Source organism: Paenibacillus sp. LS1, assembly GCF_026013365.1.
GTDB lineage: Bacteria > Bacillota > Bacilli > Paenibacillales > Paenibacillaceae > Paenibacillus.
Map to the genome: position 1 here is coordinate 2049332 of NZ_JAPDOE010000001.1, position 23413 is coordinate 2072744.

23 protein-coding genes are annotated in these 23413 nt (G+C 44.1%); 7 read left to right on the forward strand and 16 right to left on the reverse strand.

The genetic code is table 11. The features are described 5' to 3' along the window. Positions 1-148: 148 nt before the first annotated feature. Positions 149-1033: an alpha/beta hydrolase fold domain-containing protein gene (locus OM416_RS08910; protein WP_264928588.1), complete on the reverse strand. Its 885-nt coding sequence runs from the start codon at positions 1031-1033 to the stop codon at positions 149-151. A 97-nt stretch (positions 1034-1130) separates the two neighbouring features. On the opposite strand from OM416_RS08910, the gene OM416_RS08915 reads away from it, so the two are divergent. Continuing rightward, entirely contained in the window at positions 1131-2036 is a 906-nt protein-coding gene (locus OM416_RS08915; protein WP_264928590.1) for a LysR family transcriptional regulator, read from the forward strand. 326 nt (positions 2037-2362) lie between these two features. Here OM416_RS08915 and OM416_RS08920 read toward each other — a convergent pair whose 3' ends face one another. Beyond that, positions 2363-2935, reverse strand: a complete 573-nt coding sequence (locus OM416_RS08920; protein ID WP_264928592.1) for a hypothetical protein — start codon at positions 2933-2935, stop codon at positions 2363-2365. Between the two features lie 172 nt (positions 2936-3107). On the opposite strand from OM416_RS08920, the gene OM416_RS08925 reads away from it, so the two are divergent. Beyond that, positions 3108-3773: a phosphatase PAP2 family protein gene (locus OM416_RS08925; RefSeq protein ID WP_264928926.1), complete on the forward strand. Its 666-nt coding sequence runs from the start codon at positions 3108-3110 to the stop codon at positions 3771-3773. A gap of 168 nt (positions 3774-3941) precedes the next feature. Here the strand turns inward: OM416_RS08925 and OM416_RS08930 are convergent, their stop codons facing one another. Continuing rightward, complete coding sequence (locus OM416_RS08930; protein ID WP_319951895.1) at positions 3942-5375, reverse strand: glycoside hydrolase family 1 protein; 1434 nt, start codon at positions 5373-5375, stop codon at positions 3942-3944. A 345-nt stretch (positions 5376-5720) separates the two neighbouring features. On the opposite strand from OM416_RS08930, the gene OM416_RS08935 reads away from it, so the two are divergent. Beyond that, positions 5721-6662 carry a helix-turn-helix transcriptional regulator gene (locus tag OM416_RS08935; RefSeq protein WP_264928596.1) on the forward strand — a complete coding sequence of 314 codons (942 nt, stop codon included), beginning with the start codon at positions 5721-5723 and terminating at the stop codon, positions 6660-6662. Between the two features lie 73 nt (positions 6663-6735). Further along, positions 6736-7551: a class I SAM-dependent methyltransferase gene (locus tag OM416_RS08940; RefSeq protein WP_264928598.1), complete on the forward strand. Its 816-nt coding sequence runs from the start codon at positions 6736-6738 to the stop codon at positions 7549-7551. A gap of 166 nt (positions 7552-7717) precedes the next feature. Here OM416_RS08940 and OM416_RS08945 read toward each other — a convergent pair whose 3' ends face one another. The 5 genes from OM416_RS08945 to OM416_RS08965 all read right to left on the reverse strand — a co-directional run bounded on the left by OM416_RS08945 (position 7718) and on the right by OM416_RS08965 (position 11735). Beyond that, positions 7718-8512: a hypothetical protein gene (locus OM416_RS08945; RefSeq protein ID WP_264928928.1), complete on the reverse strand. Its 795-nt coding sequence runs from the start codon at positions 8510-8512 to the stop codon at positions 7718-7720. Between the two features lie 97 nt (positions 8513-8609). Next, on the reverse strand, positions 8610-9026 hold the full coding sequence (locus OM416_RS08950) for a hypothetical protein (RefSeq protein WP_264928600.1): 417 nt from the start codon (positions 9024-9026) through the stop codon (positions 8610-8612). Positions 9027-9359: 333 nt separating this feature from the next. Beyond that, entirely contained in the window at positions 9360-9941 is a 582-nt protein-coding gene (locus OM416_RS08955; RefSeq protein ID WP_264928601.1) for a TIGR00730 family Rossman fold protein, read from the reverse strand. 22 nt (positions 9942-9963) lie between these two features. Continuing rightward, a complete protein-coding gene (locus tag OM416_RS08960; protein WP_264928603.1) occupies positions 9964-10284 on the reverse strand; it encodes a MazG-like family protein in 321 nt (106 codons plus the stop codon). Positions 10285-10454: 170 nt separating this feature from the next. Beyond that, entirely contained in the window at positions 10455-11735 is a 1281-nt protein-coding gene (locus OM416_RS08965) for an XRE family transcriptional regulator (RefSeq protein WP_264928605.1), read from the reverse strand. Between the two features lie 204 nt (positions 11736-11939). Here OM416_RS08965 and fabV point away from each other — a divergent pair, with 204 nt between their 5' ends. Continuing rightward, a complete protein-coding gene (gene fabV / locus OM416_RS08970; RefSeq protein ID WP_264928607.1) occupies positions 11940-13133 on the forward strand; it encodes an enoyl-ACP reductase FabV in 1194 nt (397 codons plus the stop codon). A gap of 110 nt (positions 13134-13243) precedes the next feature. On the opposite strand, the gene OM416_RS08975 is transcribed toward fabV, so the two are convergent. The 3 genes from OM416_RS08975 to OM416_RS08985 all read right to left on the reverse strand — a co-directional run bounded on the left by OM416_RS08975 (position 13244) and on the right by OM416_RS08985 (position 16151). Beyond that, a complete protein-coding gene (locus OM416_RS08975) occupies positions 13244-14491 on the reverse strand; it encodes a DNA glycosylase AlkZ-like family protein (RefSeq protein ID WP_264928608.1) in 1248 nt (415 codons plus the stop codon). 121 nt (positions 14492-14612) lie between these two features. After that, positions 14613-14840, reverse strand: a complete 228-nt coding sequence (locus OM416_RS08980) for a hypothetical protein (protein WP_264928610.1) — start codon at positions 14838-14840, stop codon at positions 14613-14615. A 192-nt stretch (positions 14841-15032) separates the two neighbouring features. After that, complete coding sequence (locus tag OM416_RS08985; protein ID WP_264928612.1) at positions 15033-16151, reverse strand: NADH-dependent flavin oxidoreductase; 1119 nt, start codon at positions 16149-16151, stop codon at positions 15033-15035. A gap of 226 nt (positions 16152-16377) precedes the next feature. Between OM416_RS08985 and OM416_RS08990 the strand changes: the two genes are divergently transcribed. After that, positions 16378-16845: a MerR family transcriptional regulator gene (locus OM416_RS08990; RefSeq protein ID WP_264928614.1), complete on the forward strand. Its 468-nt coding sequence runs from the start codon at positions 16378-16380 to the stop codon at positions 16843-16845. A gap of 208 nt (positions 16846-17053) precedes the next feature. On the opposite strand, the gene OM416_RS08995 is transcribed toward OM416_RS08990, so the two are convergent. Further along, positions 17054-17650 (reverse strand): restriction endonuclease, encoded by a 597-nt coding sequence (locus OM416_RS08995; RefSeq protein WP_062835820.1) that lies wholly within the window; start codon positions 17648-17650, stop codon positions 17054-17056. A 261-nt stretch (positions 17651-17911) separates the two neighbouring features. On the opposite strand from OM416_RS08995, the gene OM416_RS09000 reads away from it, so the two are divergent. Further along, a complete protein-coding gene (locus OM416_RS09000) occupies positions 17912-19183 on the forward strand; it encodes a PQQ-binding-like beta-propeller repeat protein (protein WP_264928617.1) in 1272 nt (423 codons plus the stop codon). Between the two features lie 77 nt (positions 19184-19260). Here OM416_RS09000 and msrA read toward each other — a convergent pair whose 3' ends face one another. The 4 genes from msrA to OM416_RS09020 all read right to left on the reverse strand — a co-directional run bounded on the left by msrA (position 19261) and on the right by OM416_RS09020 (position 23281). Next, positions 19261-19776: a peptide-methionine (S)-S-oxide reductase MsrA gene (gene msrA, locus OM416_RS09005; protein WP_264928619.1), complete on the reverse strand. Its 516-nt coding sequence runs from the start codon at positions 19774-19776 to the stop codon at positions 19261-19263. Between the two features lie 170 nt (positions 19777-19946). Beyond that, complete coding sequence (locus OM416_RS09010; RefSeq protein ID WP_062835823.1) at positions 19947-20204, reverse strand: GlsB/YeaQ/YmgE family stress response membrane protein; 258 nt, start codon at positions 20202-20204, stop codon at positions 19947-19949. A 309-nt stretch (positions 20205-20513) separates the two neighbouring features. Continuing rightward, positions 20514-21818, reverse strand: coding sequence for an AAA family ATPase (locus OM416_RS09015; RefSeq protein WP_264928624.1), 1305 nt, complete (start codon positions 21816-21818; stop codon positions 20514-20516). Beyond that, on the reverse strand, positions 21818-23281 hold the full coding sequence (locus tag OM416_RS09020; protein WP_264928626.1) for an RtcB family protein: 1464 nt from the start codon (positions 23279-23281) through the stop codon (positions 21818-21820). Before OM416_RS09020 ends, OM416_RS09015 begins: the two co-directional genes overlap by 1 nt. Between the last annotated feature and the right edge of the window lie 132 nt (positions 23282-23413).

Here is a 23413-nt window from a genome sequence, read left to right on the forward strand (position 1 = left end):
TAGTAATATTATCGGACGAGACAACTTACAAGATCATTTATTTGTATAGAGCTTATCCACAATCAGGAGAAAGTATTACCCAATCTGTTCTGACAAGAAGATAACTTCAAGAATGGTTACCGGGCAACCTTAAACAAAAGGAATAGTACTAACTTTTAATAATACTAATGATTTGTTTTAGGGCTTTTTTTGCTTCAGGTATAGGGAATACAGGAAATACATGATTCATTTTTGGATACTCATAATAATTGATGTCAACCGATTTTTGGGATGCAATTTCTTTAAATTTCCGGGCATCAGGAAGGAAAAATTCATGGGTTCCGATAAACAATGAGATTTTCCCCAAGTTTGTAATATCACCATTAATTGGACTTACCAAATAGTGTGTCCGGGAAGTTTCACCTGCGTACCTTTTCCCGGCTTCAACTAATACTTCCCAGTCTAACATAGGTTCTTTGTCTATCATGGCTACTATTTCCGGGTTGCTTAATGTGATGTCAAGCCATGGAGACAGCAGGATAATATTCCCTGGTTGTGGCAATCCTTTTTCGGATAGATATTGAGCGAAGGCCAAGGATAGACCACCACCGGCAGAATCACCCATTAACACGATGTTTTCTGGTTCAGCTATTTCAAGAAGTTGTTTATAAATACTGAGAACACTTTCGATCGCATCCATATACTGATAGGTCGGAGCTTTAGGATAAATGGGAGCATAAACAGTACAATTTAATTGCTGAGTTAAGTTGTGTAAAAAATGCCAATGCCATGTAAGAGGCTGCTCAACATATCCTCCACCAGGCAAATAAAGAATAATTCGCACATCAGATTGAGAGTCCGATTTTAGAATATAGGTATCTATGGGAAGGTTATTATCCTTGATTATCTTATACTTATTTTTAAGCTTAACAGGCAATACATAGGGTAAACTATTAATAATTCCACGTTCCTCCATATAATCATCTACATTGAGTTTCTTTTTAGTTAGTACCAGCAACCGTTCAACAAGAAAACTTCGTATACTTCGCATCATATCGACCTCCTCTATGTAGAATACTAGATTGAAATCATAAAGGATAATTAATTATAATTTAATATCATAAATAAAAATTTAAGGATGAGTAATTATAATGAATATCTCACAGTTACAATATTTAGTTTCGGCTGCAAGTTTTGGTTCATTTACAAAGGCTGCGAGTGTGCATCATCTGACCGTGCCAACGATAAGTCAATCCATTAAACAATTGGAAGACGAAATGAATACAGTTATCTTTTATCGGACCAAGAAAGGAGTGGTTCCCACAAAAGAAGGAGAGCTTATTCTGCAGCACACTGCAGCTATTCTTAAAAATATTGAAGTCATGCAAACCGAATTATTGAATCTTAAAGAAGAATATGTTGAAAGCATTACGATCTCAACCATTCCTGGTTTTGTTCCTCAAGTTGTTCAGGCTACGTTAGAGCTAATGCTTAAATATCCTTCACTGAAAGTTCAGATGATTGAGGGAGACACTCAAACTGTAATGAAAAACGTTCATGATGGTTATGCAAACATGGGTTTAATTTCTTATAGTGAAAATCAAAAAAACTCTTCATTTGAATGGACACCCATAGCAGAAGGTAAAGCTTTATTGATCATGAACACGAATTCCCATTTACGTTTTTTTAAAACGATATCTCCTGAGGACTTGGAGAATGAAGTGTTCGTCCTATACAAGGATGAACATCTTGAAAACATCGTCCACAATTTGATGTCGGGTAATGCTACAAACCGTATTGCTTTAATTACCAATAACACTGAAGCGTTATGCCAAATGGTTGTTAAGGGAGATGCGATCACGATTGCTCCAGACTTTATAGTGAGTTCTTTGTCTTCAATCTACCAAGACCACTTAGTTACTGTTCCATTAAAGCAATTTAGTTTGGATAAAGCCATTTTAGGAAGGATCACAAGAACAAATACACAGATTCCTAAAATAGTTGAAGAGTTCACAACAAGGTTAACGGATCGAGTTAACCCTTTTGGTTCCATATAGAATGAACTGGATACGGGGATTACAAGTATAAAAGATTACACTGATGAGATTAGTTTGCCGCTTTATATAACATTGTCTGAATTGATAAATCATGCTTTTAAAAAAGAAAATCCTTCCTGTTCATGTAAAGTCCACTCCACGCTATATGTAAAATTATGTTATTCACTAAAAATGAATGGGCTGTCGATGATAGAATACACAACTGGCTCTCGATGGTCTGGGACCAATCGGATACAATTTTGATGCCACTCCTGAAAATCCCCGTATAAAACGTCAATGTACCTTAACATTCTCTACGGGGATTGACTTCTTTTTTCCTTGTGCAATCAGATTCTTTTCTTTCGTCTCCAGACCCACATGATTGCCAACGCTGCCAATAAAATGACTCCACCGTATAAGATTAGGAGGAAAGGTCCACTTCGCCCATCATTGGTTTCTCCAAAATCTTCTTTATTTACAACCTTGCCCGCGCCCAGTAATTTCAGATCATCTCCGGCTTGTTCAATAGGAACATTGCCACTGCACAGATTCGTATGAAGTTTATGATCCAATACATTTTGATAAGCAAAGATCAGATAGGACTGATCCTTCTCAAATTGAATGCCACAGGATTCAGACCCTCCGTCACTCCCAATGATCTTCATCTTTTTGGCACTGACTCCCTTCCATGCCGTATCTACATCAAAGGTATACTCTCTTAACATGCCATCATTCTTCGATTGTTGAGAATGGCCTTTGTTCACCACTTCTCCCGTAAATACCGTTGTCTGGGTCTTCAATCTCTCCTGAACATCACTCTCGACACAACTGCAAGCATACACTTTCTCTCCGGGAAATAGAGCTAACCCAGACGTAACCAACAGTAAGACCAACATGCACATCACCAACCGTCGTTTCATTCCGACTGCTCCCCTCATACATTCTCTGCTTGAACAACCGTTGTTAAGGTTACATATTTTTATTGCTGCTATATTTATTGTAAAATTATAGCACAATACAAATATCGTTATGTCCGACATACGCAAGGACACAACATACGAAATCACTCATCATGGAGGAACTCAACATTTGATGCACAACTGGAAAAAGAACATCTCATTCCCGCTGCTCGTTGCAGCGTTATGCATGATCGCTTTTGTAAGCATCGCCTTGTCCATCACTGACAACCAGATCCATCGATTTGATGATACGCTAATAGGATGGATTCAAGGGTTGGAATCCCCTGGTATGACGCAATTCATGCAGCTGTTCACTTGGATTGGCGGCGAAGTGCCTGTGGTCATCATTACAATCATTTCAATGGTTGTGTTATACGTTTGCCTGCGACACAAACGCGAACTACTCTTCCTGGCTTGTGTGCTTGCAGGTTCAACCCTGTTAAATGCTTTGCTCAAACTGGTATTCCAGCGTGCCAGACCTACTATTAACCGAATTATTGAAGTGAGCGGTTACAGCTTCCCTAGCGGCCATTCCATGGCTGCATTTAGTCTGTATGGTGGACTGGCCTTTCTGATCTGGAAACATGTGCCTACTGTCACCGGACGTGTGCTGATGATTATTGCCAGTGCCGTCTTTATACTCACAATTGGTCTAAGTCGTATCTACTTGGGTGTTCATTATCCAAGTGATATCGTTGGCGGATATTTTTTAAGTGGGTGTTGGCTCTCCACCTGCATATGGTTTTACCGGCGTCACTTGGAGCGCATGTCTCAACTGCAGTCCAGAAGACTGGCATAGTTGCCACCAGCGCGTGTACATAGAAATACCCGGCTTTCCTTAACTGAAGGATCGCCGGGTATTTTTTATATTCATATATAGTAGTCCTGAACTCTTCATCTTCAGGACCATATGAACCCGCCTGTCCCATTAAAGGGAACAGACGGATCTGATTTTTTTCACGCCAAATTATAGCTCTTCACCATTGGATTCAATAACTTTTTTGTACCAGTGGAAACTCTTCTTCGGTGTTCTGCTCAAGTCTCCGTTACCGTCGTTATCCTTGTTGACATGAATGAAGCCATAACGCTTCTTCATCTCTCCAGTGGATGCGCTAACCAGGTCGATACATCCCCACATGGTGTAGGCAATGAGATCTACGCCGTCAGCTACGGCTTCTTTCATCTGTTCAATGTGACCTTTCAGATAATCAATGCGATAGTCATCCTGAATGGAGCCGTCTTCCTCAACCACATCGACAGCGCCCAGGCCGTTCTCAACCACCATCAATGGAATTTGATAACGATCATACAGATGATTCAGTGTGTAACGCAATCCTTTCGGATCGATCTGCCAGCCCCAGTCGGAAGCTTCGAGATATGGATTTTTGATACCGCCCAGCAGATTACCTTCTGCTCTTTCCAGCGTCTGATCCGCACTTTCAACCAGAGACATGTAATAACTGAAGGAATAGAAGTCTACGCAGCCTTCGCGCAGGGTCTGTTCGTCTCCCGGTTGCATCTCGATCTGGATGCCTTCTTCGGCGAAGAAACGTTTAGCGAATCCAGGATACGCTCCACGAACCTGTACATCACCACAGATCATGTTGGACAGTTGGTCTTTCTTCTGTGCAAGCAGCATGTCGTCCGGGTTACATGTATTTGGATAAGTTGTCATGAACGCAACCATACAGCCAATTTTGAACTCAGGGTTGATCTCATGTCCCAGTTTTACCGCTTTAGCACTTGCAACAAATTGGTGATGCAATGCCTGGAAGCGAGTCTGTGGATTATCGGTTCCATCCGTCAACGACTCTTTGCCTTCGAACAAGATACCTGCACCCATATAAGCACCCATTGGCATTGTCAAAATGTTGATTTCGTTGAACGTCAGCCAGTATTTCACTTGATCCTTGTAACGGTTAAAGAGGGTTGTACAATAACGGATATAACAATCGATAACTTCACGGGAAGCCCAGCCGTTATACTTCTGTGTCAGACCGAATGGCGTTTCATAATGGGAGATCGTTACGAGCGGCTCAATATTGTATTTTTTCAACTCGGCAAAGACATTATCGTAGAACTGCAATCCCTCTTCGTTGGGCTCCAGATCATAACCGTTCGGATAGATCCGGGACCAGTTGATGGACATACGGAACATTTTGAAGCCCATCTCTGCCATCATGGCAATATCTTCTTTGTAATGTCCGTAAAAATCAACCGCTTCATGGCTTGGATAATACGTGCCCTCTTCCAATACAGGCGTAATCCGGCGTGGAATCGTGTGGGTTCCTCCTGTCATCATGTCAGACGTGCTTGGTCCCTTACCACCCTGGTTCCATCCACCCTCGAATTGATTGGCAGCCGTAGCGCCACCCCAGTAGAATCCTTCTTTCATTGTCATGATCAGTTCCTCCTTCATAATTAACTCATTTCGATATAAAGTGCTTGATATTATGCGAGTAGCCGTTCCGGTCACGAATCGTTCTTCTGATCGCTGTTATCCTCGGATTTCTTTTATTCCCATTTCTAAATGGAAAAATCCCATGATAGCGTTCGCTTCCGAAGTAGCTTTCTTACAGAAAGCTTTTAGCGAACACTTCGTTTCTTCAGAATCGATATCGTCCCCTTCACTACTTCGCAATAAATGAAGAACAAATTATAAGACTGAGTCAAAATGTCTTGGTAAGACTTTTACACCAGTGTACCACCTATACCCTGACACCTATTGTCATGGTATAATCATGGCATGGAAAATAACCGACTGTTTCGAATGTTGCTTTTGTTATTGGAGAAAAAAAAAGCCACTGCACCCGAACTCGCCCGTTTGTTCGAGATTTCTGTACGCACGGTGTACCGTGATATCGATCGGCTGAGCGCTGCGGGTATTCCCGTCTATACGACGACCGGCAAGCATGGCGGCATTCATCTCATGGACAACTATGTCATGGACAAATCGCTGCTGTCGGAAGAAGACCAGAACGAAATTTTGATGGGACTCTATAGCGTCAGTGCGATTCCCCATCTTAACAGTGCCCATATGCTGCAACGGTTAACCGCTCTGTTTGATCACAAACTGGATTGGATCGAATTCAATTTCTCACCATGGGGCAGCATTCCTCTGCAGGAGAGAGAACTGTTCAATCAGGTGAAACAGGCTATATTAACGAATCAATTAATTACGTTTCACTACATTAATTCGGATGGTGAGAAGAGTATTCCGACCGTGGAGCCACAGAAACTTATATTCAAAAACAGTACATGGTACTTCAAAGGATATATCCATGATGATCCCGACCGGAGAGAATTCGAGACATTCAAGATGAAACGGATCACCCAGTTGACTTTTCTGGCGAGAAAACACGATCACCTTGTTAATGCGGGGTCAACCCACCCTGAATCAGAGATAGCTCCTGCCCTGACTCCTCTGACACTTTTGTTCTCCAGCACCATTGCATACCGAGTACATGATTTTTTCGAACCGTCCCTCATTAAAAAAGAGTCTGATGGCAGACTCCGTGTGTCTCTGGAACTGAATGTAGGGGAATGGCTCTACTCCTTTCTGCTGTCATTTGGTTCCGAGCTGACCGTTATCGAACCTGCTCATGTTGGACAGGAATTGCTCAGGCGTCATATCAAAGCTGTCGAACATTTGCAGAACGTCATGAACAAACAACCCGACAATGAATGATATAATATAGACCTATACAACTTTTGAGCACAGCTGACTCTCTGTCATGCATCTGACCGAAGGAGGTTTATCCATGCAAGACATTAGACGCAACAATGTGGAACGTTTCAAAGGTTTCGGTACGTTATACGATCAAAATCGGCCAGCTGCTCCCACTGAAGTGGTGGATATTCTAACGACATATCTTGGCAGCACACCGCGTATGGTCGCAGATGTTGGCTGTGGCACCGGATTATCCTCGTGGATCTGGCATAATAAGGCAGAACGCATCATCGGCTTTGAACCCAGCGATGACATGAGGTTTGTCGCGGAGTCCAAGTGGGAAGTTGCTGGCAAGCCGGATAACCTTCGGTTCGTGTCTGGCTTGTCTCACGACCTCGGGCTTCCGGATGGTAGTGTGGATGTGCTGACCTGCTCGCAATCGTTTCACTGGATGGAGCCGCAACCCACACTGCGCGAGTTTGCACGTGTACTTCGTACAGGGGGCATATTTGCTGCCTACGACTGCGATTGGCCGCCAATGCTGGACTGGCAGCTGGAACAGGCCTATCTGCAGCTGAATACGGAGGCAGATCATCGAGCAGCCAGTCTGGCTTCCCGGGATAGCCAGGCACACAAATGGAGCAAAGATGGGCATCTGCAGCAGATTCAGCAGTCCGGGCTGTTCAGATATGTTCGGGAAATCGTGTTTCATCACCACGAGACGTTCACCGCCGATCGATATGTCAATCTCGCCCTGAGCCAAGGCGGCCTGCAAACGGCGTTGAAGCTCGGAGCGGATGATCTATTAACAGCTGCTGACGAGTTCAGAGCGCTGGCTAATCGTGTATTTGATGGAGAATCCAGAAAAGTACTCTTTTCTTATCGCATGCGCCTTGGTATTGTCTGAAAGCAGTACGTTGCTTGCACCTTTTGTACATACCAAATGAAATAAGGAGGTCCTACACGTCATAAACATGATCTGTAGGATCTCCTTTTTTATAGCGTTATTCTGGTCTAGCAAATCGTGAGACTCTTTGCGTTCGAGATTTGAATATATGCTTTTGTCTACATCATCAGGAGGAAAATAAGTCACTTAATTGTCTCTCTTGTACATTCAATGCCAACACCAATTTCGTCGGGTCTTGCCTTGAATAAATAACGTTAATGATATGACCTTGCTGCACCTGAGGCAGCGCAGACAATAAAATCTCTTTTTGCGTTGTCACATTGAACGTTTCACCGTTTGTCTTCGTTATGCTGAGCTTGAGCTGAAGCTTGATCTTGTTGCTACCTTCACTCCCCAGTGGAGTGACATCAAGAATCTTGGCCATCGCTTTTTCACCTGTTCTCGCAATGTCCATCATTTCAGGAGATACCCCTTGCTGTACCATCTTCTCATCCAGCAATTGCTGCATATCTTCTTGCGACAACCGCCCTTTCAGATCAAGTCCTACCTTGCGCTCATCCTTAACAGAAACCACTAACGGAATGAAACTGCCCGGTTGGAACTGTGCCATGGAGGTCAGCGGAATGACAGTTTTCATCTCCGTATCGTATTTCTCTCGCCCCTTACGCGACACCGTCAGACACAACCGAACCTCAGGCTGTTCATTAATATACGTACCTGTCTGTTGTATAGTTTTAATGACCCCAACTGCTGGTAAACCTGTCTTCACTCGACCTACGCCAAAAATATTGCTCAAAATCGCAGGAACAAAGATCAGTGCGAACCCGGCAAAGATCGCCGGAGTGTACCACCATGCCTGCATAATCATAAACGGATCATTCCACAACTGCTGTGCCAGAAATGGGGAGAACCCCACTCCGAACACCGTTAATACGCCAATGAACCTCAGGAAAACTACCATATGATCCACCCTCTCCGAACCCTTCTTTTAATATCTCTATTAATCGTTGTTATACGCATTTTAAATAGAATTTCACTGTCTTATAACCAAATACCTTCTAGATAGACAACAGCCCCATGTAGATCAACTCAGACGGATTTGCTGGATTCTGGCCCAATCCCACACGATCGCCTACTCGCGGAATCTGCATCTTCGATACCAGTGTCTCCAATGTACGCTGATACTGGTTGCCATTCGTCTCTGTCACATCCAATACAAGCACAACAATCGGATCAAAGTTGATTAGTTTGCCTGTATCGGTGATCGTCACCACCGTTGCTGTTGCCGTCAATGGAAGTGAACCACTCGCCGCCAATTGTGCCTGCTTTGCCGAATCCAGACTTTGGTTGATCGCCTCCCGATGTTCCTTCGATACAAAGCCTTTCATCATCATGCCAGTAAGTCCTTTATTCATCAATTTATCCGCTTTAGCAATCGCATCTTCCTGTTTGTTCTTTTTACCGAACCATCCCATATCAAGCACCTCATTTGTTTTATTTTATTTTTGATTATAGTTAAATTATAAACACCGCGGCTTGTCCTTGAATACCCTTCTGGCGGCATACAAAAAAAACGAAAAATCCGGCAATTGAATTACCGGATAATCGTTTCTATGGTAAGGATTAAAGCCAATTTCGCAAAAAAGATCTGCTAATCCGATCTTCATTTCACGATTTTCAGACATATTTTGTGGCAAGTAGGTTGGCAAGGCACAAAATCACACCAAAAACAGTGGGATTTAACCCATCAGCTTTCCAACATCCACACTTTTTTCAAATTTGATGTTCCCCGTTAAACAATGCAATAATCAAGTGCGCTGTTCGGTGAGATACGTTTTGACTGAAGGAGCCTTATAAATCGAAAACTGCTTCAAGATTCCCTCTGGAGTATCATCTGTAATGACCATATCACGATACTTTGATTGCATGAAATGGTCGCGTTCCATAGTATCAAACATAGATACAAGTGGGTCAAAATATTGATTGATATTCAGTAATCCACACGGCTTTTGATGCAATCCTAACTGCCCCCATGTAAAAATCTCGAAATACTCTTCTAATGTTCCAGGTCCACCAGGAAGAGCAATAAATCCATCTGCCAATTCAGCCATCTTTGCTTTGCGCTCATGCATGGAATCCACCATAATAAGCTCTGTTAAGCCCGTATGTGCTATCTCACGATTTTGGAGAAATTGAGGGAGTACTCCAACAACAGAACCCCCATGTTCCAGCACTGCATCAGCAACAATTCCCATAAGCCCGACATTAGCTCCACCGTAAATCAAAGTGATTTGATGTTTGGCAAGCTCTTGGCCTAATTTAAGTGCACCTTCTTTATAAATCAAAGAAGCTCCTTCACTAGAACCACAAAATACAGCGATTGATTTCATAATCCATCTCCGGTTGTTTATTTTATTTTTCTGAGTAACGTGCCTGAAGCTTTTGTTTATGAGATATTAGGATATCTTCAAGCGATATATCATATTTATTTGCGATCACGATAAGATTTCCCAAAACGTCTCCAAGTTCTTCTGTTAATTCAGTTTTATTCTCTTGATATGTACCTGCAACCTCATCTGGACGATCCCTACCAATCTCTAATGCACGGATGGCACGAGCTACTTCCCCGGTTTCCTCGGCGAGAAATCCAATACGGACAAAGATATCTAAGTCTGACCAGTTGCGATTCTTGTAATATTCCTTAACCCATTGTTGAAATTCAATAATATCCATGTTCCCCTCCAACATAACAAGATGACTTGATCTCAAAACTCGAAAATAATAATACCATAATGAAAGTTAACAATCTATTTCATCGTTTGTTGAAACCAGCCGACTGTATATTTAAATGATCGTTCTGGGATCTGTTTATGAGGTAAGGCTATCCAAAACCATTTCCGGCTCTATTTTTTGCGTAACAGATAGACCAGCTTCCGATAATACATGGCCGCTTCCTTGTATTTCCGCTGATTCTCAGACACTACAGCCATTCCCTCATATAAAGGTTCAAGCCGCATGACATGCTGCGCAGATTCAAAATAAGGCAGACACGCAAGTGCCCGCTCCATGAAAACCTCGCGGTCCCCATGTGCAAGAGCCAGATGGCTCTGGTAGAAGGTTGCGCTCATCTGCTGGTCCTGTGTTGTTGCACATTTCAAAAGTTGATCTACACTCTGCGCAAGCACGCCCCAGTTCTTCCGCGCCAGAGCTACTTCGCATCGATACACACCGATGAGCGGCTCCATGGCCTGCTGTGTTTCTTCCGTTTCCTGCTGCAATAGTGACTCGAATCGTTCAATCTCAGCTTGTGCCTGATCCAGTTCACCTGTGATCGTCAGCATGACAATCCGATTGTTGGCAATCGCCGTCACCAAATCACCCTGGTTGCCGGCATACACGAGATTCGCCTCCGCCATGGTTAATGCCGAAAGTGCCTCTTGAACCAGCCCCATTGCGAAGCAATAGCCACTATATGCCACATATAACCCGGACAACCGATGGAACATCCGCTGATCATAGACATGACGCATCGTAAGCTCGAATACCTGTTTTGCCTCTTCATACTGTTTGACCTGAATGTAGGCCTCCATCTTGATGTTTTGCACAGACAGCCAGAATTCACTGCCAGGAAGCGCCAGCTCACTGAGCCTGATTGCATGAGTTAATACATCCACAAAGGCCATTTTAGAGCGGTAATATTGTATTTTATAGAACAAGAGCGCCTTAACTAACGGACGCGGCAGATCAATATCGTCTGGACGACCGTATTTCTCCAGGTAAAAATTGAGGTAAGACGTATGTATATATTCATGAGCCGTTGCATCGTTTAATTGCTGATAATAGACCGCCTTCATCAAGGCCGTCGTCAGTTCTACAGTCAGCGTGTCATCGCGGTCTGCCAGCGCATGCACCGTATCTTCGGATATCGCCGACGCTGGAACTGACATTTGTTCGAAAATGAGCTCTGCCCGTTCGAGTGTTTCCTCGTCCTGATCTGCCGTCTTTACAATATAGGAAGGGGATACCCCAAGACGCCCAGCGATGGATTCTGCCAAGTCCTCAGGAAGCGGATAACGATCTGCCAGGATATTTGCAAAATGAGCCTGCGTGACCAGACCTTCCACAAGGTCTTTACGGGAGATCTGTTTTCTTTTGCTAAGCAGTTCAATGCGTTCTTTCAGCATGGTTTCCCTGTCCTTTCTATCCTAACGAGCGAGTGAATTTCTATTCACATCATCGCAAAATTAGAGATATAACGCTACCCTTCGGGTGAAATCAAACGAAACGGTTTCCGTTTCCGAGGTAATTGTTTTACAATAAGAAAGTATGTATAAGAGCATTTTATCGAAATGCTGAAACATGAGCTGAATATGAAAGGATGCAAATAAATGATTATTAAACCAAGAACACGTGGTTTTATTTGTACCACTTCCCATCCTGTAGGTTGCGCTGCGCAAGTGCAGGAACAGATTGATTATGTGAAATCCCAGCCGGAGCTGAAAGGCCCCCGTAATGTGCTCGTGATCGGTGCTTCCACCGGATACGGACTGGCGTCACGCGTTGTCTCCGCTTTTGGAGCGGGAGCGAATACAGTCGGCATTTATCGTCCAAGCAGCTCCACAGAGAAACGTACAGCGTCAGCAGGCTGGTACAACTCCGCTGCATTCGAACAAGCCGCTGAGGAAGCAGGCCTCAAATCGTACAGCATCACAGGCGATGCATTCGCAAACGAAACACGTGACAAAGCCGTTGAGCTGATTCGCAGTGAACTCGGTCAAGTGGATCTGGTCGTATACAGCGTAGCCTCGGCACGCCGTACCGATCCGAACACGGGTGAAGTATTTAATTCTGTGCTGAAGCCTATCGGACAATCCTACACGAACAAAACGGTAAACTTCCACACAGGCGAAATCAGCTCCGTTACACTGGAGCCGGCAACTGAAGAAGAAATTCGTCAGACGGTAACGGTTATGGGCGGAGACGATTGGGAACTGTGGATGGATGCCCTGCAACAAGGCGGCGTGCTTGCTGACGATGCAACAACGATCGCTTTCTCCTACATCGGTCCTGAACTTACCCATGCCATTTATCGTGATGGATCCATTGGTCAGGCCAAGAATCATCTGGAAGCGACTGCAAACAAGCTGAATGATCGTCTAAGTGCAAAAGGTGGACGTGCGTACTTAACTGTAGCCAAGGCGCTGGTGACTCAATCCAGTTCTGCGATTCCAGTCGTGCCGCTGTACATCTCAGCATTGTACAAAGTCATGAAAGAAAAAGGCTTGCATGAAGGCTGCATCGAGCAATTGCAACGTCTGTTCGCTGATCGCCTGTATGCAGGAGGAGAAGTTCCAACCGATGCAGAAGGTCGCATTCGCATTGACGATTGGGAGATGAGAGCTGACGTTCAGGAAGAAGTAGCTAAGCTTTGGAATGAGTTGACCACAGAGAACATCTACGATCTATCCGATCTGGAAGGTTACCGTCGCGAATTCTTCCAGCTGTTTGGTTTTGAAACCGATGGCGTGGATTATGATGCAGATGTTGATCCGAACGTTGAAATGCCTCATCTGGTGAACTAATTTTTAAATCAATGAAGGAGGAGCCATCTGGCTCCCCCTTTTTTGTCCTTTTTAGATCTGTTCATCCATCCCAATCTCCGTACTCTCACACTCTTTCGTGTATCCCATAGTCAAATCGATTTAAGCAGCTTTTTCAGCTCTTTCGGTACCGTCTTCTCCATACTGATTGAAAGTGCTCCATGCATGGACGCAAAGAATTGAAGCCCCTCCCGAAAATCCGTGATCCATTCCTCTAAAGGTGGAGCAGTCTCCTCCATTGATAACAATCGAACGGTGAGTGCTCCTGTTTTGCGATCAAGTCGTGGGTCCATACGTCCAATCAACCGATCACCGTGAAGAATAGGCATGGCATAATAACCGTAGGTTCTTTTGACCTCTGGCGTGTAAATCTCCCATTTATAATGAAAATCAAATAAATCGACAATACGTTCTCTTCTCCATAACAGGTTATCCAGCGGCGGCAGGAAACGTACCGGGCCTGACGGATCATAGTGTGGCTCTTCCCTTTCCATGTGCAGCAGCAAATCCTCATCTTCAGCATGAATATAATAAGGCGTGGCCACGTCCTCCACCTTAAGCGGGATTATTCGCCCATCTGACACACGGGCAGCAATATCGGCGCGTCGTTCAGCCGCTGTAGATTTTAACCAACCCAGACGAGGATCACGAGCATCTACGACACGATACGCATGAATGTATTTATCCAGCAGAGCTTGTCTCTGGGCCAACATATCGATGTCTTCTTTTATCGTAAGTCCCTGTTGTTGTAATCCAGATTCGGTAATATGAAAATAACGTTCATTCCCCTGCCTCGCCACCACACGAATCACAGCGGAGTCTAACAGTAAATTCAGAGCAAGTGTGGTATCCTTGGTCTTTGGCACATCCGCACTGTCCCAATAACCACTTACCCTTTCAACAGCACGAAAAGCTCTTGAAGGCAAAGGACCCTCTTCCTTCAAACGCTGTAACACATGCTGCACTGTTTTCTCCAGACCTTGCAAGGACGGAGCCAGACGCTGCCTTAATCCGGCACGCACAGGTTCAAAGAGAGCATAATCCTCGATTGGAATGACACAGGCAGCATTAGCAAAATATTCAAACACCTTGTGATCACTCAGCAGTGTATTTAAGCTGTCAGCAGTATAACCAGGGTCGCGAGCCCCCAGCACCAAATGCTGGTTTCCGGTTACAGCAGCCACAGGATCGATCTGCACGCAGCCAAGGGAGCGAATCAAAGTCAAAACTTGATCAGGTCCCGAAGGTAAGGAAACTGCGGGCCAACGTCCAAGTAAAGATTGCGTTTGCAGCAAAAAACGCCGAACGATTTTTTTATTCATGTGCAGCGCTGTTGTCATATGTATAGGTTCTTCCCTTCATTAGATATACAAGGATTTATAGTCCAGTCCATTTAGATACATTGATTTTAACAGTCCACATGGTTACTTTCCAACCAAAGAAAGAATTCTATCGTCTTACTTATCCAGCAATCCGCGCCTTATAGACAAAATAAAAAGAAGCACCACCATCCTGGATGATCTGCTTCTTGTGTTTGACCTTTTGCAATTTTTCCTGCTTCGTAGGCATGAGGCGTTCATGCTGGGATAACGCACCATAATCTCCGTTGACTCTCCGGCTCTGTTCCGAGCACCACTTACCTGACCGTTCTGCTTTGCGTAATGCTTTTTGTGTTTGTGTACGTGCCATAATGGATTACACACTCCTTTGGTTGATATACACTCAATATATCATGTGCAACTACGCAAGTGAAGGTGAAGCTTCATTCATTTCCTCCAATAATACATAAACTGTTCTGATGAAGCGGATAAATTAGTATAAAAGTTCTTGAAACCAAAAAGGCCGCTATTATTAGCGCCCCTTTTTGATCTTTCATCTTCTTTATTGTTCAACTTTAAACCATGGACCTGCATTTTGTATGACACCCCATAGTTTCGCTGGCAACAAAAGATCACTAACTTTGGATGATTTAATCACGTTTTGAATTTCCGATTCTCTCCCTTGTTGAACTTTTTCAATCCACTCAGGATCAGAGATTAATACACGCCCAATTACCGCTAACGAAAGTCCTCTCTCCAAGCTTTCAGAGACATCCTCTGCGCTTTCCAAGGAACCCGCTGCAATGACTGAAATTCGATTATTGGCATGTTCAACAATCAGCTCAAGATACGTTTTTTTGTTATCTTGGTTATATTTTGGTTTTGACGTAAGGGCTTGTACCAAGGAACCATGAACATAATCAACATTTTCTTCAATCAGTTTATCAATCAGTGCGTAAGTATCTTTCATTCTAAGGGCATCTTGTTGGTGTTCTTCTGGGGAAATGCGGTAACCTAAAATAAAAGGTTTTGTCGAATATTTTTCAATAGCTCTTTTCACCTCTCGAATAACAGCTATTGGAAAACTTAGACGTTTTTCCAGTGAGCCACCCCATTGATCTTGACGTTTGTTGAAAAATGGAGATAAAAAGCTTTGAAGTAAAAAACCGTGAGCTCCATGGAGTTCAACACCATCAAAACCAGCTTCAATTGCACGTCTTGTAGTTTCACCGAACGCATGAATAATTTCCAGAATTTCTTCATGGGTAAGCTCTCTAGGGGATACTGCGTCAGTCAGAGCAACACCGCTCGGACTTACCACGTCACCATTAGGAACTAGTTCAGCAATCGCTTTATCTCCAGCATGGAACAATTGAAGAATTGCTGGAGCTCCTCCACTCTTAGCAGCATCAGCCAATTTTTTTAGACTAGGGATAAATGAATCATTATATGCGGCGAATTCATGTGTAAATCCAATACCATTGGGTAGGACATGAGTACAGCCGGTGATTACTAAACCTACACCATTCACTCTTTTTTTATAATATGCAACTTCCTCATCGGAAATCGTGTAATCATCATTACTTGACCATGTCGTCATCGGAGACATAACCACTCTATTCTTTAAGGTTATCCCTTTATTGAATGTAAAGGGTTCAAACAAGTTATTAAATTTACTCATTGTACGTTCTCCTTTATATTTTGATTTCTAAGTGCTTATTCATGGAACAGATGAAGGAGGTGACCTTATTTCATCCATCCCAATCACAAGTTCTACACAAGAATATCAGGTTAACCTAAGGGGAAGTAAAGTAGGAATTGATACGTAATTTCAAACGATTTTCTTTTAATAATCTTATATGTGATAGAATAACAGTTACAGTAACTGTAACTATGGAGGCGATCAGATGTTTTTTTCAATGAAGTATGTAGTGGAGAATTATAATATAACTGCAAAGACACTTCGATTTTATGAAGAGCAAGGGATATTACCGAATATTTCGCGCGACGAAAAAGGGAATAGAGTCTATACCGAACAACAAATCGATTGGATTTCTTTTATTCTTTGTCTCAAAGAAACAGGAATGCCGCTTTCTAAAATTAAAGAATACAAGGAATCTTATGAGATGGGGAACTCCACCTATTTAGAAAGAGAGGAAATGTTAAAGAAACATAAAATTGAATTACAAAAAAAAATCGAAGAAAGTTTGAAACATATGGAAGAAATAAATTATAAATTAGCTATGTATGAACTTCAAAAAGATGAGGTTAGGAAGAATCCTAACCACAATTTTAAATGTCACGGCCTTGAGGTGAACATTGTCGATACCAAGGGGGTTGAACCAAATATTCAGAATGCTGCAACCAACAGATGAACAAACCGAGCTCGAAATACCTATCAAAAATAACCAGTCGCGGGTATTGACCTAGCGATTGGTTATCATCGATTTAATATCTGCATCTGTCGTAGTCGTCCATTTTTTTGAGGGAACTTCCACGGTTTATAACGTTAATCCTGACTACACTACTACTTTCGATTATATTAAAAAAATCTACGTTAGAGCACAGTATTACAATGGCAACCTAGCGGGATTGCCGCTTTCGCCTAGATTGCCACGTCTCGATCGGTTCGTGATCATCTTCTTCGATCAGTTCCAGCGCTTCTTCCACTCTTCTGGCTTTGAATAACAGGATTAATTCCATCAGGTCTTCCCGATCCAGTAGCTTCACTCCATTGACTGCTGCAAGCGTCCGACAGGCTTCGGTGTAACGGGCAGACGTCAATACAATGGACCGATCAGCTTCATAATAACGCATTGATGTATAGATCTCCTGCACTGCACTCAATCCTACGGGATGGTTCGCACCATATCGCTTCGCTTGTATCACACTTCGTCTGCCGAGTCTATCGACAAACACCAGATCTGCCCCAAAATCCCGGCTGCTCGTCGTCTTATGAACCTCGTCATACCCAAGTTCTTCGAATAAATGATAGAGATATAATTCAAACTCCGAACCATCCTCCATCTTGTCGATATCCTTTATCGTAATCTTCCGAGGATTGGCTTCACTTCGAATCCGCTGCCCGCGCCCGATAACACGCCGGATAATCCAGGCAAGCAGCAACAATACGATGATACATCCAATGACCCATAGGGTCATATTTTCACTCCAATTCATAACTGTTCTCCTTGTTCATTTCCTATGTTCTATCCAACGTCTTACGCAGATATGGCTTGTCACCGCACTAAATATATCAGACTTCCACCTTCATCGAAAGAAGATGAAATCCCTGTAACCGTTACACTTCACCAAACAAAGATGATACGCTATACGAATGATAAAAGGTTACAGTACGTTCGGTTGAATTCAACTTGACATCAATGGTAAAATTCAACAATCGGTTCTGTTTTGAACCGAAGAAGAAAGGTGGTTTATCACTTGCATACATTGACCAAACACAAGTCCAAAACATGGGCTGCCCTCATTCTTAGCGGCATGCTCCTCTTCACCATGAATACAACGAGTTACGCCGCTGCCTCCACCGAATCCCTGCCCAAGCCCGCGTGGACGTCATCTTCCCTGATGTTATCTGAGGCCAATACGGAGAAAGATGTGCTGATTAAGGGAATCCATGCCGTGCCATCCAAAAACCTTGTATATGTACATGCCTCCCAGCCTGTGACCAAAACAAGCAGCAAAACAACGCTGGACTGGCAACTGGATTCTCTTCAAGCATTTGACGCTACTACTGGACAATTGAAGTGGAATACGATATTCCATGAGAAAAGTGGTCCTTACACCACCTACTCCGATTCGGTATATGCCAGCAACGGTACAGCCTATGTATATATGGAATATTCGGACAAAACCAAAAAATTGTACTCATTCAATACATCCGGTAAAACCAACTGGGTCAAAACGGTGAATTCACCTGCAAGCATATCCCTACTGGATAACGATACGCTGATGGTTGCTTCAAGTCAGGGTGTGCAATCGAATGGTTCGGTTCGCTCAGCCATCTCGTTATATGACAAGAAGGGTAAGCTGATTACCGAAAAGACGATTAACGGTGCTGTGCTTAAGGCTAATCATGGTCGAATTGTAGTGGATGCCAGCAAACAAACCAAGGTAGGTAACTTCTGGCAGCCAGCAGCGAATCCCAAAGTGGAGATCTATGATCGAACGCTGAATCGTCTTTCCTTCTATCAATTCGCGGCTAATGCAAATACATTAGGAGATGGCGGCGGTGAATCTCTGGCCATTCTCGACGATGGTTCCATAATTATGCGTGCTAACTTGGAGAGCACGGGTAACCGACTGATGGGCTTTGGCACCGATGGCAAGCTCGCTTGGGGACGTGCCATTGCTGGTGATGCCTACATCCAGACGGCTGGCAACGGCTATACGGTCCTCACTGGGCAGAAGCTGGAACTGTACACGATGAAAGGCAAAGTGACTGATCGTACGTTCAAGGACGTACAACCTGCATTGATGCATGTCGACCAGACGCAGGAAGGTCAGTACCAGATTGATTTTGCCAAAACGGGATATATTCTTGATCCACTCACGCTGGAAGACGTGCATATCTACACGACCAGTGCTTCCGTTCCTTCATTAGAAGGTGTCTCTACTTATGTGGATGATGTCATCTATTCCATGAACGATGAGACATTGTCCAAATATGTACTGAAGTCCAATCCTGCAAAATAAATACTCGATGTAATAATAAGCCGGGAGAGTTCCATAAGGAGCTCTCCCGGCTTATTGCATGGACAGGATAGATTATCCTATTTCCAATTCTCGTCTATAAATTCGTCCCGTCCAGATAACGCACGGTCTTCCTTATAATGTTTCTCGTTTTTCTTGTGGTAATCCTGATGATAGTCTTCAGCCGGATAGAATACGACGGCATCCCGAATTCCCGTAACGATCGGCTGATTGAATCGTCCGCTAGCTGCCAGTTCCTGCTTGGACTGTTCAGCAAGCTCACGCTGACGTTCATTATGCACAAAGATCGCTGTACGATACTGTGTCCCCCGATCCTGGAACTGTCCTCCGTCATCCGTCGGATCAATCTGTGGCCAGTACAGCTCCAGCAGTCGTTCATAGGGGAATACATCCGGATCAAATGTAATCTCAACCACTTCGACATGACTGGTTTCCCCGGTTTTGACCTGCTCATATGTTGGATTCTCGACGTGACCGCCAGCATAACCCGATACAATACCATGAATGCCCGGTTGTTCTTCAAACGGTGTAACCATACACCAGAAACATCCGCCGGCGAATGTAGCTTTTTCCATTCCGTTCATCCCCTCTTATCGAAACTACCTATAGATAGCTATTACGCATATCTTTATATATTCTAAAACAACAAGAGGTTGATTGAAAGCCATCGTTATGGCTCTCAATCAACCTCTTCATTGGTAATGCATTTAGCTAACAACTAATTCAAGAAGTTATCTTGAATCCGTTACCCTCGACTACGACCCATTGAACGGAAGATCAAGCTTACGATCGCTACAAGAACAATCGCACCAATCAATGCAGGCACTATGTGGAATCCACCCATCTCAGGACCCATATCGCCCAAGATTACTCCACCTAACCATCCACCGATGAAACCAGCAATGATGTTACCAATAACACCACCTGGAATGTCACGACCAACGATCAAACCTGCTAACCAACCAATGATACCACCGATAATTAATGACCATAACCAACCCATATCATTCACCTCTAATTAAAGTTTTTGTTGTTGTCTGTCTACTATTAACCGCTACAGAAGCATTTAAACAATTGGCATAAAAATTTTTGCATATTACCTTTTGTTCCAATGCATCCTTCTCTGCAAAACAGGCCATAGCCCGGTATGGAAACAGATCGCGTCACTTTCCGGCATCTCACCAGCTCAGGGCTGCGTTATGTACCTCCCGAAAGTCATTGTATGTTACAGCAGACAAGGTTAGTATCACCAATTGAGGTAGGATTATTTATAAAATTGCGTCATATTATCAAATGGATTGGTTAGGGGTGATCAATAAAATCCTGCACGTCCCTTACCCGGCTGCGCCAGCCAAGTATGTTTGTGGCTCTTGTCCAGCTCGCCGCGCATTGACTGAATGACTTTCACAATGTCTGTCTGTCCATTCTGATGCCATTCCAGCGCAGCGCTGACATACAATTCACCCAGCTGCGCAAGAGAGAACGTGTCGGTCAGACGAGCAGCTTCAACTGTTCCTTCTTCACCAGCAAATACGGTGAAGCCCCGTTGCCGCAAATATTGCAGGCGCAATGCTTCATCCGGCAGTGGAATTTCATAAGCCCGGTCGAACCGTCCAGCACGGTTCATGAGGCCCGGATCTATTTTCTCCGGATAATTCGTTGTCCCGATCAGGAAAATGCCTTCTTTCGACGTAGCTCCATCCAATGTATTCAGGAAAAAGGAACGGACTTCATCCGGCATCGAATCGATGTCCTCAATGATCAACACCATCGGTGCCAGCCGTTTGGCAGCCTCGAACACTTCACGCACCGATTCACTGTTGGTATACTCCGTAATCTGCCAATACGCAGCCGGTCCCGGAATGCTTCCAGCAATGGATTTCACCAATGTGGTCTTGCCGTTTCCCGGATGCCCATACAGCAGAATGCCCCGTTTGTACGGGATATCGTAATCTCTGTAGAATGAACGATCCGCTTCGAAGAACTGATCCAGCGAACGGAAGATATCCTGCTTGATCTGTGCCGAGAGAACAACATCCTCTCTTCCCACCGAGCGAGTAATGGATTCAACATGACGATCGCTGCCATTCCGGGCATCGGTGTATACCGTCACTTTTTTCATATTTTGCTGACGTTCCCTTTCACGGACACTACCCAGGAATTGCTTCATCTCCTCATCACCGATGGCAAAGACAAAGTCTTCGCTGTAGATCCCGTTCTCTCGGAAAAATGGAACCCGCACAAGTGCTACGCCCCATTTCGGATAGGCAAATACGTTGTTGCGAATGGAGTAATGCACACCATAAGTCGGCACATCGCCATCATCGTCGTAATGCAAGGTCTGAAGCTCCAGATCTTCAAATATACGGGCTACCAATTCCACTTCGCCACTGCCATTTTGCAAATCTTCCCGAAGTAACTCCCAATATTCATTGTTCGGGTCAGAACTGGCATAGAGTTTGTATTCAACCCCATAGCGCTGATGGAGCGCCTCACTAATTCCACGGATCAGCCTTGAATAGATGGCGTACCCTTCCACTCGAATTCGGGTATCATGTTGTTCATCATAGGTATAGATCGCCTGGGTTGGATCCGTTTGTTTTTCGTTTATTGTCATTATTTCGCTCCCTTTACCGCTATAAGCGGTTTGCATTTGGCTACAACCTGAGCCAGGCCTGCGCCGGTAACACTGTCTATAATTTCATCTACATTTTTATAAGCCTGAGGTGACTCATCAATAATGGATTCAAGTGAGCGTTGGTTGACCACAATCTCATCTTCTGTCCCCACGCCCAGTGCAGATGCAAAATCTTCCACGGAAACCAGTCGTTTCGTTGCTGTCCGTGAACGGATCCGACCCGCACCGTGACATATCGAATAATAATTGTCAGCACCCTGTGGCTGACCCACCATGATATATGAAGCAGTTCCCATGGAACCGGGAATAAGCGCCGGATGTCCTGTTGCCAGATAAGGCTTTGGATTGTCCGGGTGACCTGCCGGCAACGCACGTGTCGCACCTTTACGATGCACAAAAACGGAACCTTGGTCTGCGTGGGATTCCTCCCAGGCATAGTTATGCATCAAGTCGTATAACGTACGGAATTCACATTTGGAGCCAAACACATCCCGGAATGCTTCGCGAATAGCATACGCAATCAGGTGACGATTGACAACAGCGTAATTCAACGCAGAATACATCATGTTTACATAATGACGACCTTCCGCATGCTCAAGTGGGGCAAAGACCAGTCTCGGATCGGACGTTCCCAGGTTAAGCCGCTGCATGACTTTGGCAATCGCTGACGAACTCATCTGACTTACATAACCACCCCATGCACGAGAGCCGGAATGAATCATAACCACCACTTGTCCATCGTACAATCCCCAAGCTTCGGCGATTTCACGATTCTCTTCAGCGATCTCAATCGCCTGGATCTCGGCAAAATGATTCCCTCCACCCAGTGTACCGAGCTGACGATGCGAACGATGCCACGTCATATCAGGAACGTGATTTAACACATCCTCATCGTAACTGAACTTGCTGCTTTCCACATGTGTCATTGAGGTTGATTTTTTCGGTGTGTAGCTGTCCGGAATATACTTTTTGGGTAAACCATGCAGCCCTTTACGAACGATATGCTCCAGTCTGATATCCGAGTAATGACCTCGCTGGTTCGCCTCCATCGGCAATACTTTCTCAATGGCCTTGACGAGTTTGCGACGGAGCTTGATGTCTTTCAATTCGTCCTTATGCAGGTTCGTCATATGCACTCGCATGCCACAGCCAATGTCACTGCCCACAATGGAAGGAGATACGTATCCGCTCTGTGCATCCCACACGGCTGTCGTTCCAATGCAGGTACCTACACCGACATGCACGTCTGGTGTGTAACTCATATAAGAGATTCCCGGAATCTGCAGATTATTGTTCGCCATCTCGAACACCTTGTAATCGAGCGAGGAGAAGAGCTGTTGCGCCGCATATACGGTTAGGTCACCTGCAGGTAATTTCACTTCATGCCGATATGCACCTGCGAATTCGTTTGGATTAGTAAATAAATTAAATTCTGTATTCATAAAAGTGTATTATTCCTTCCTGTACGTCCAGCAAATTCGGTTTGCTGATTCATCTGTAAAATAAAACTAAAAAAAGCCACAGGCTAATCGCCCATGACTTTTACTGAATGACAATAATGGAGAACAGAACAG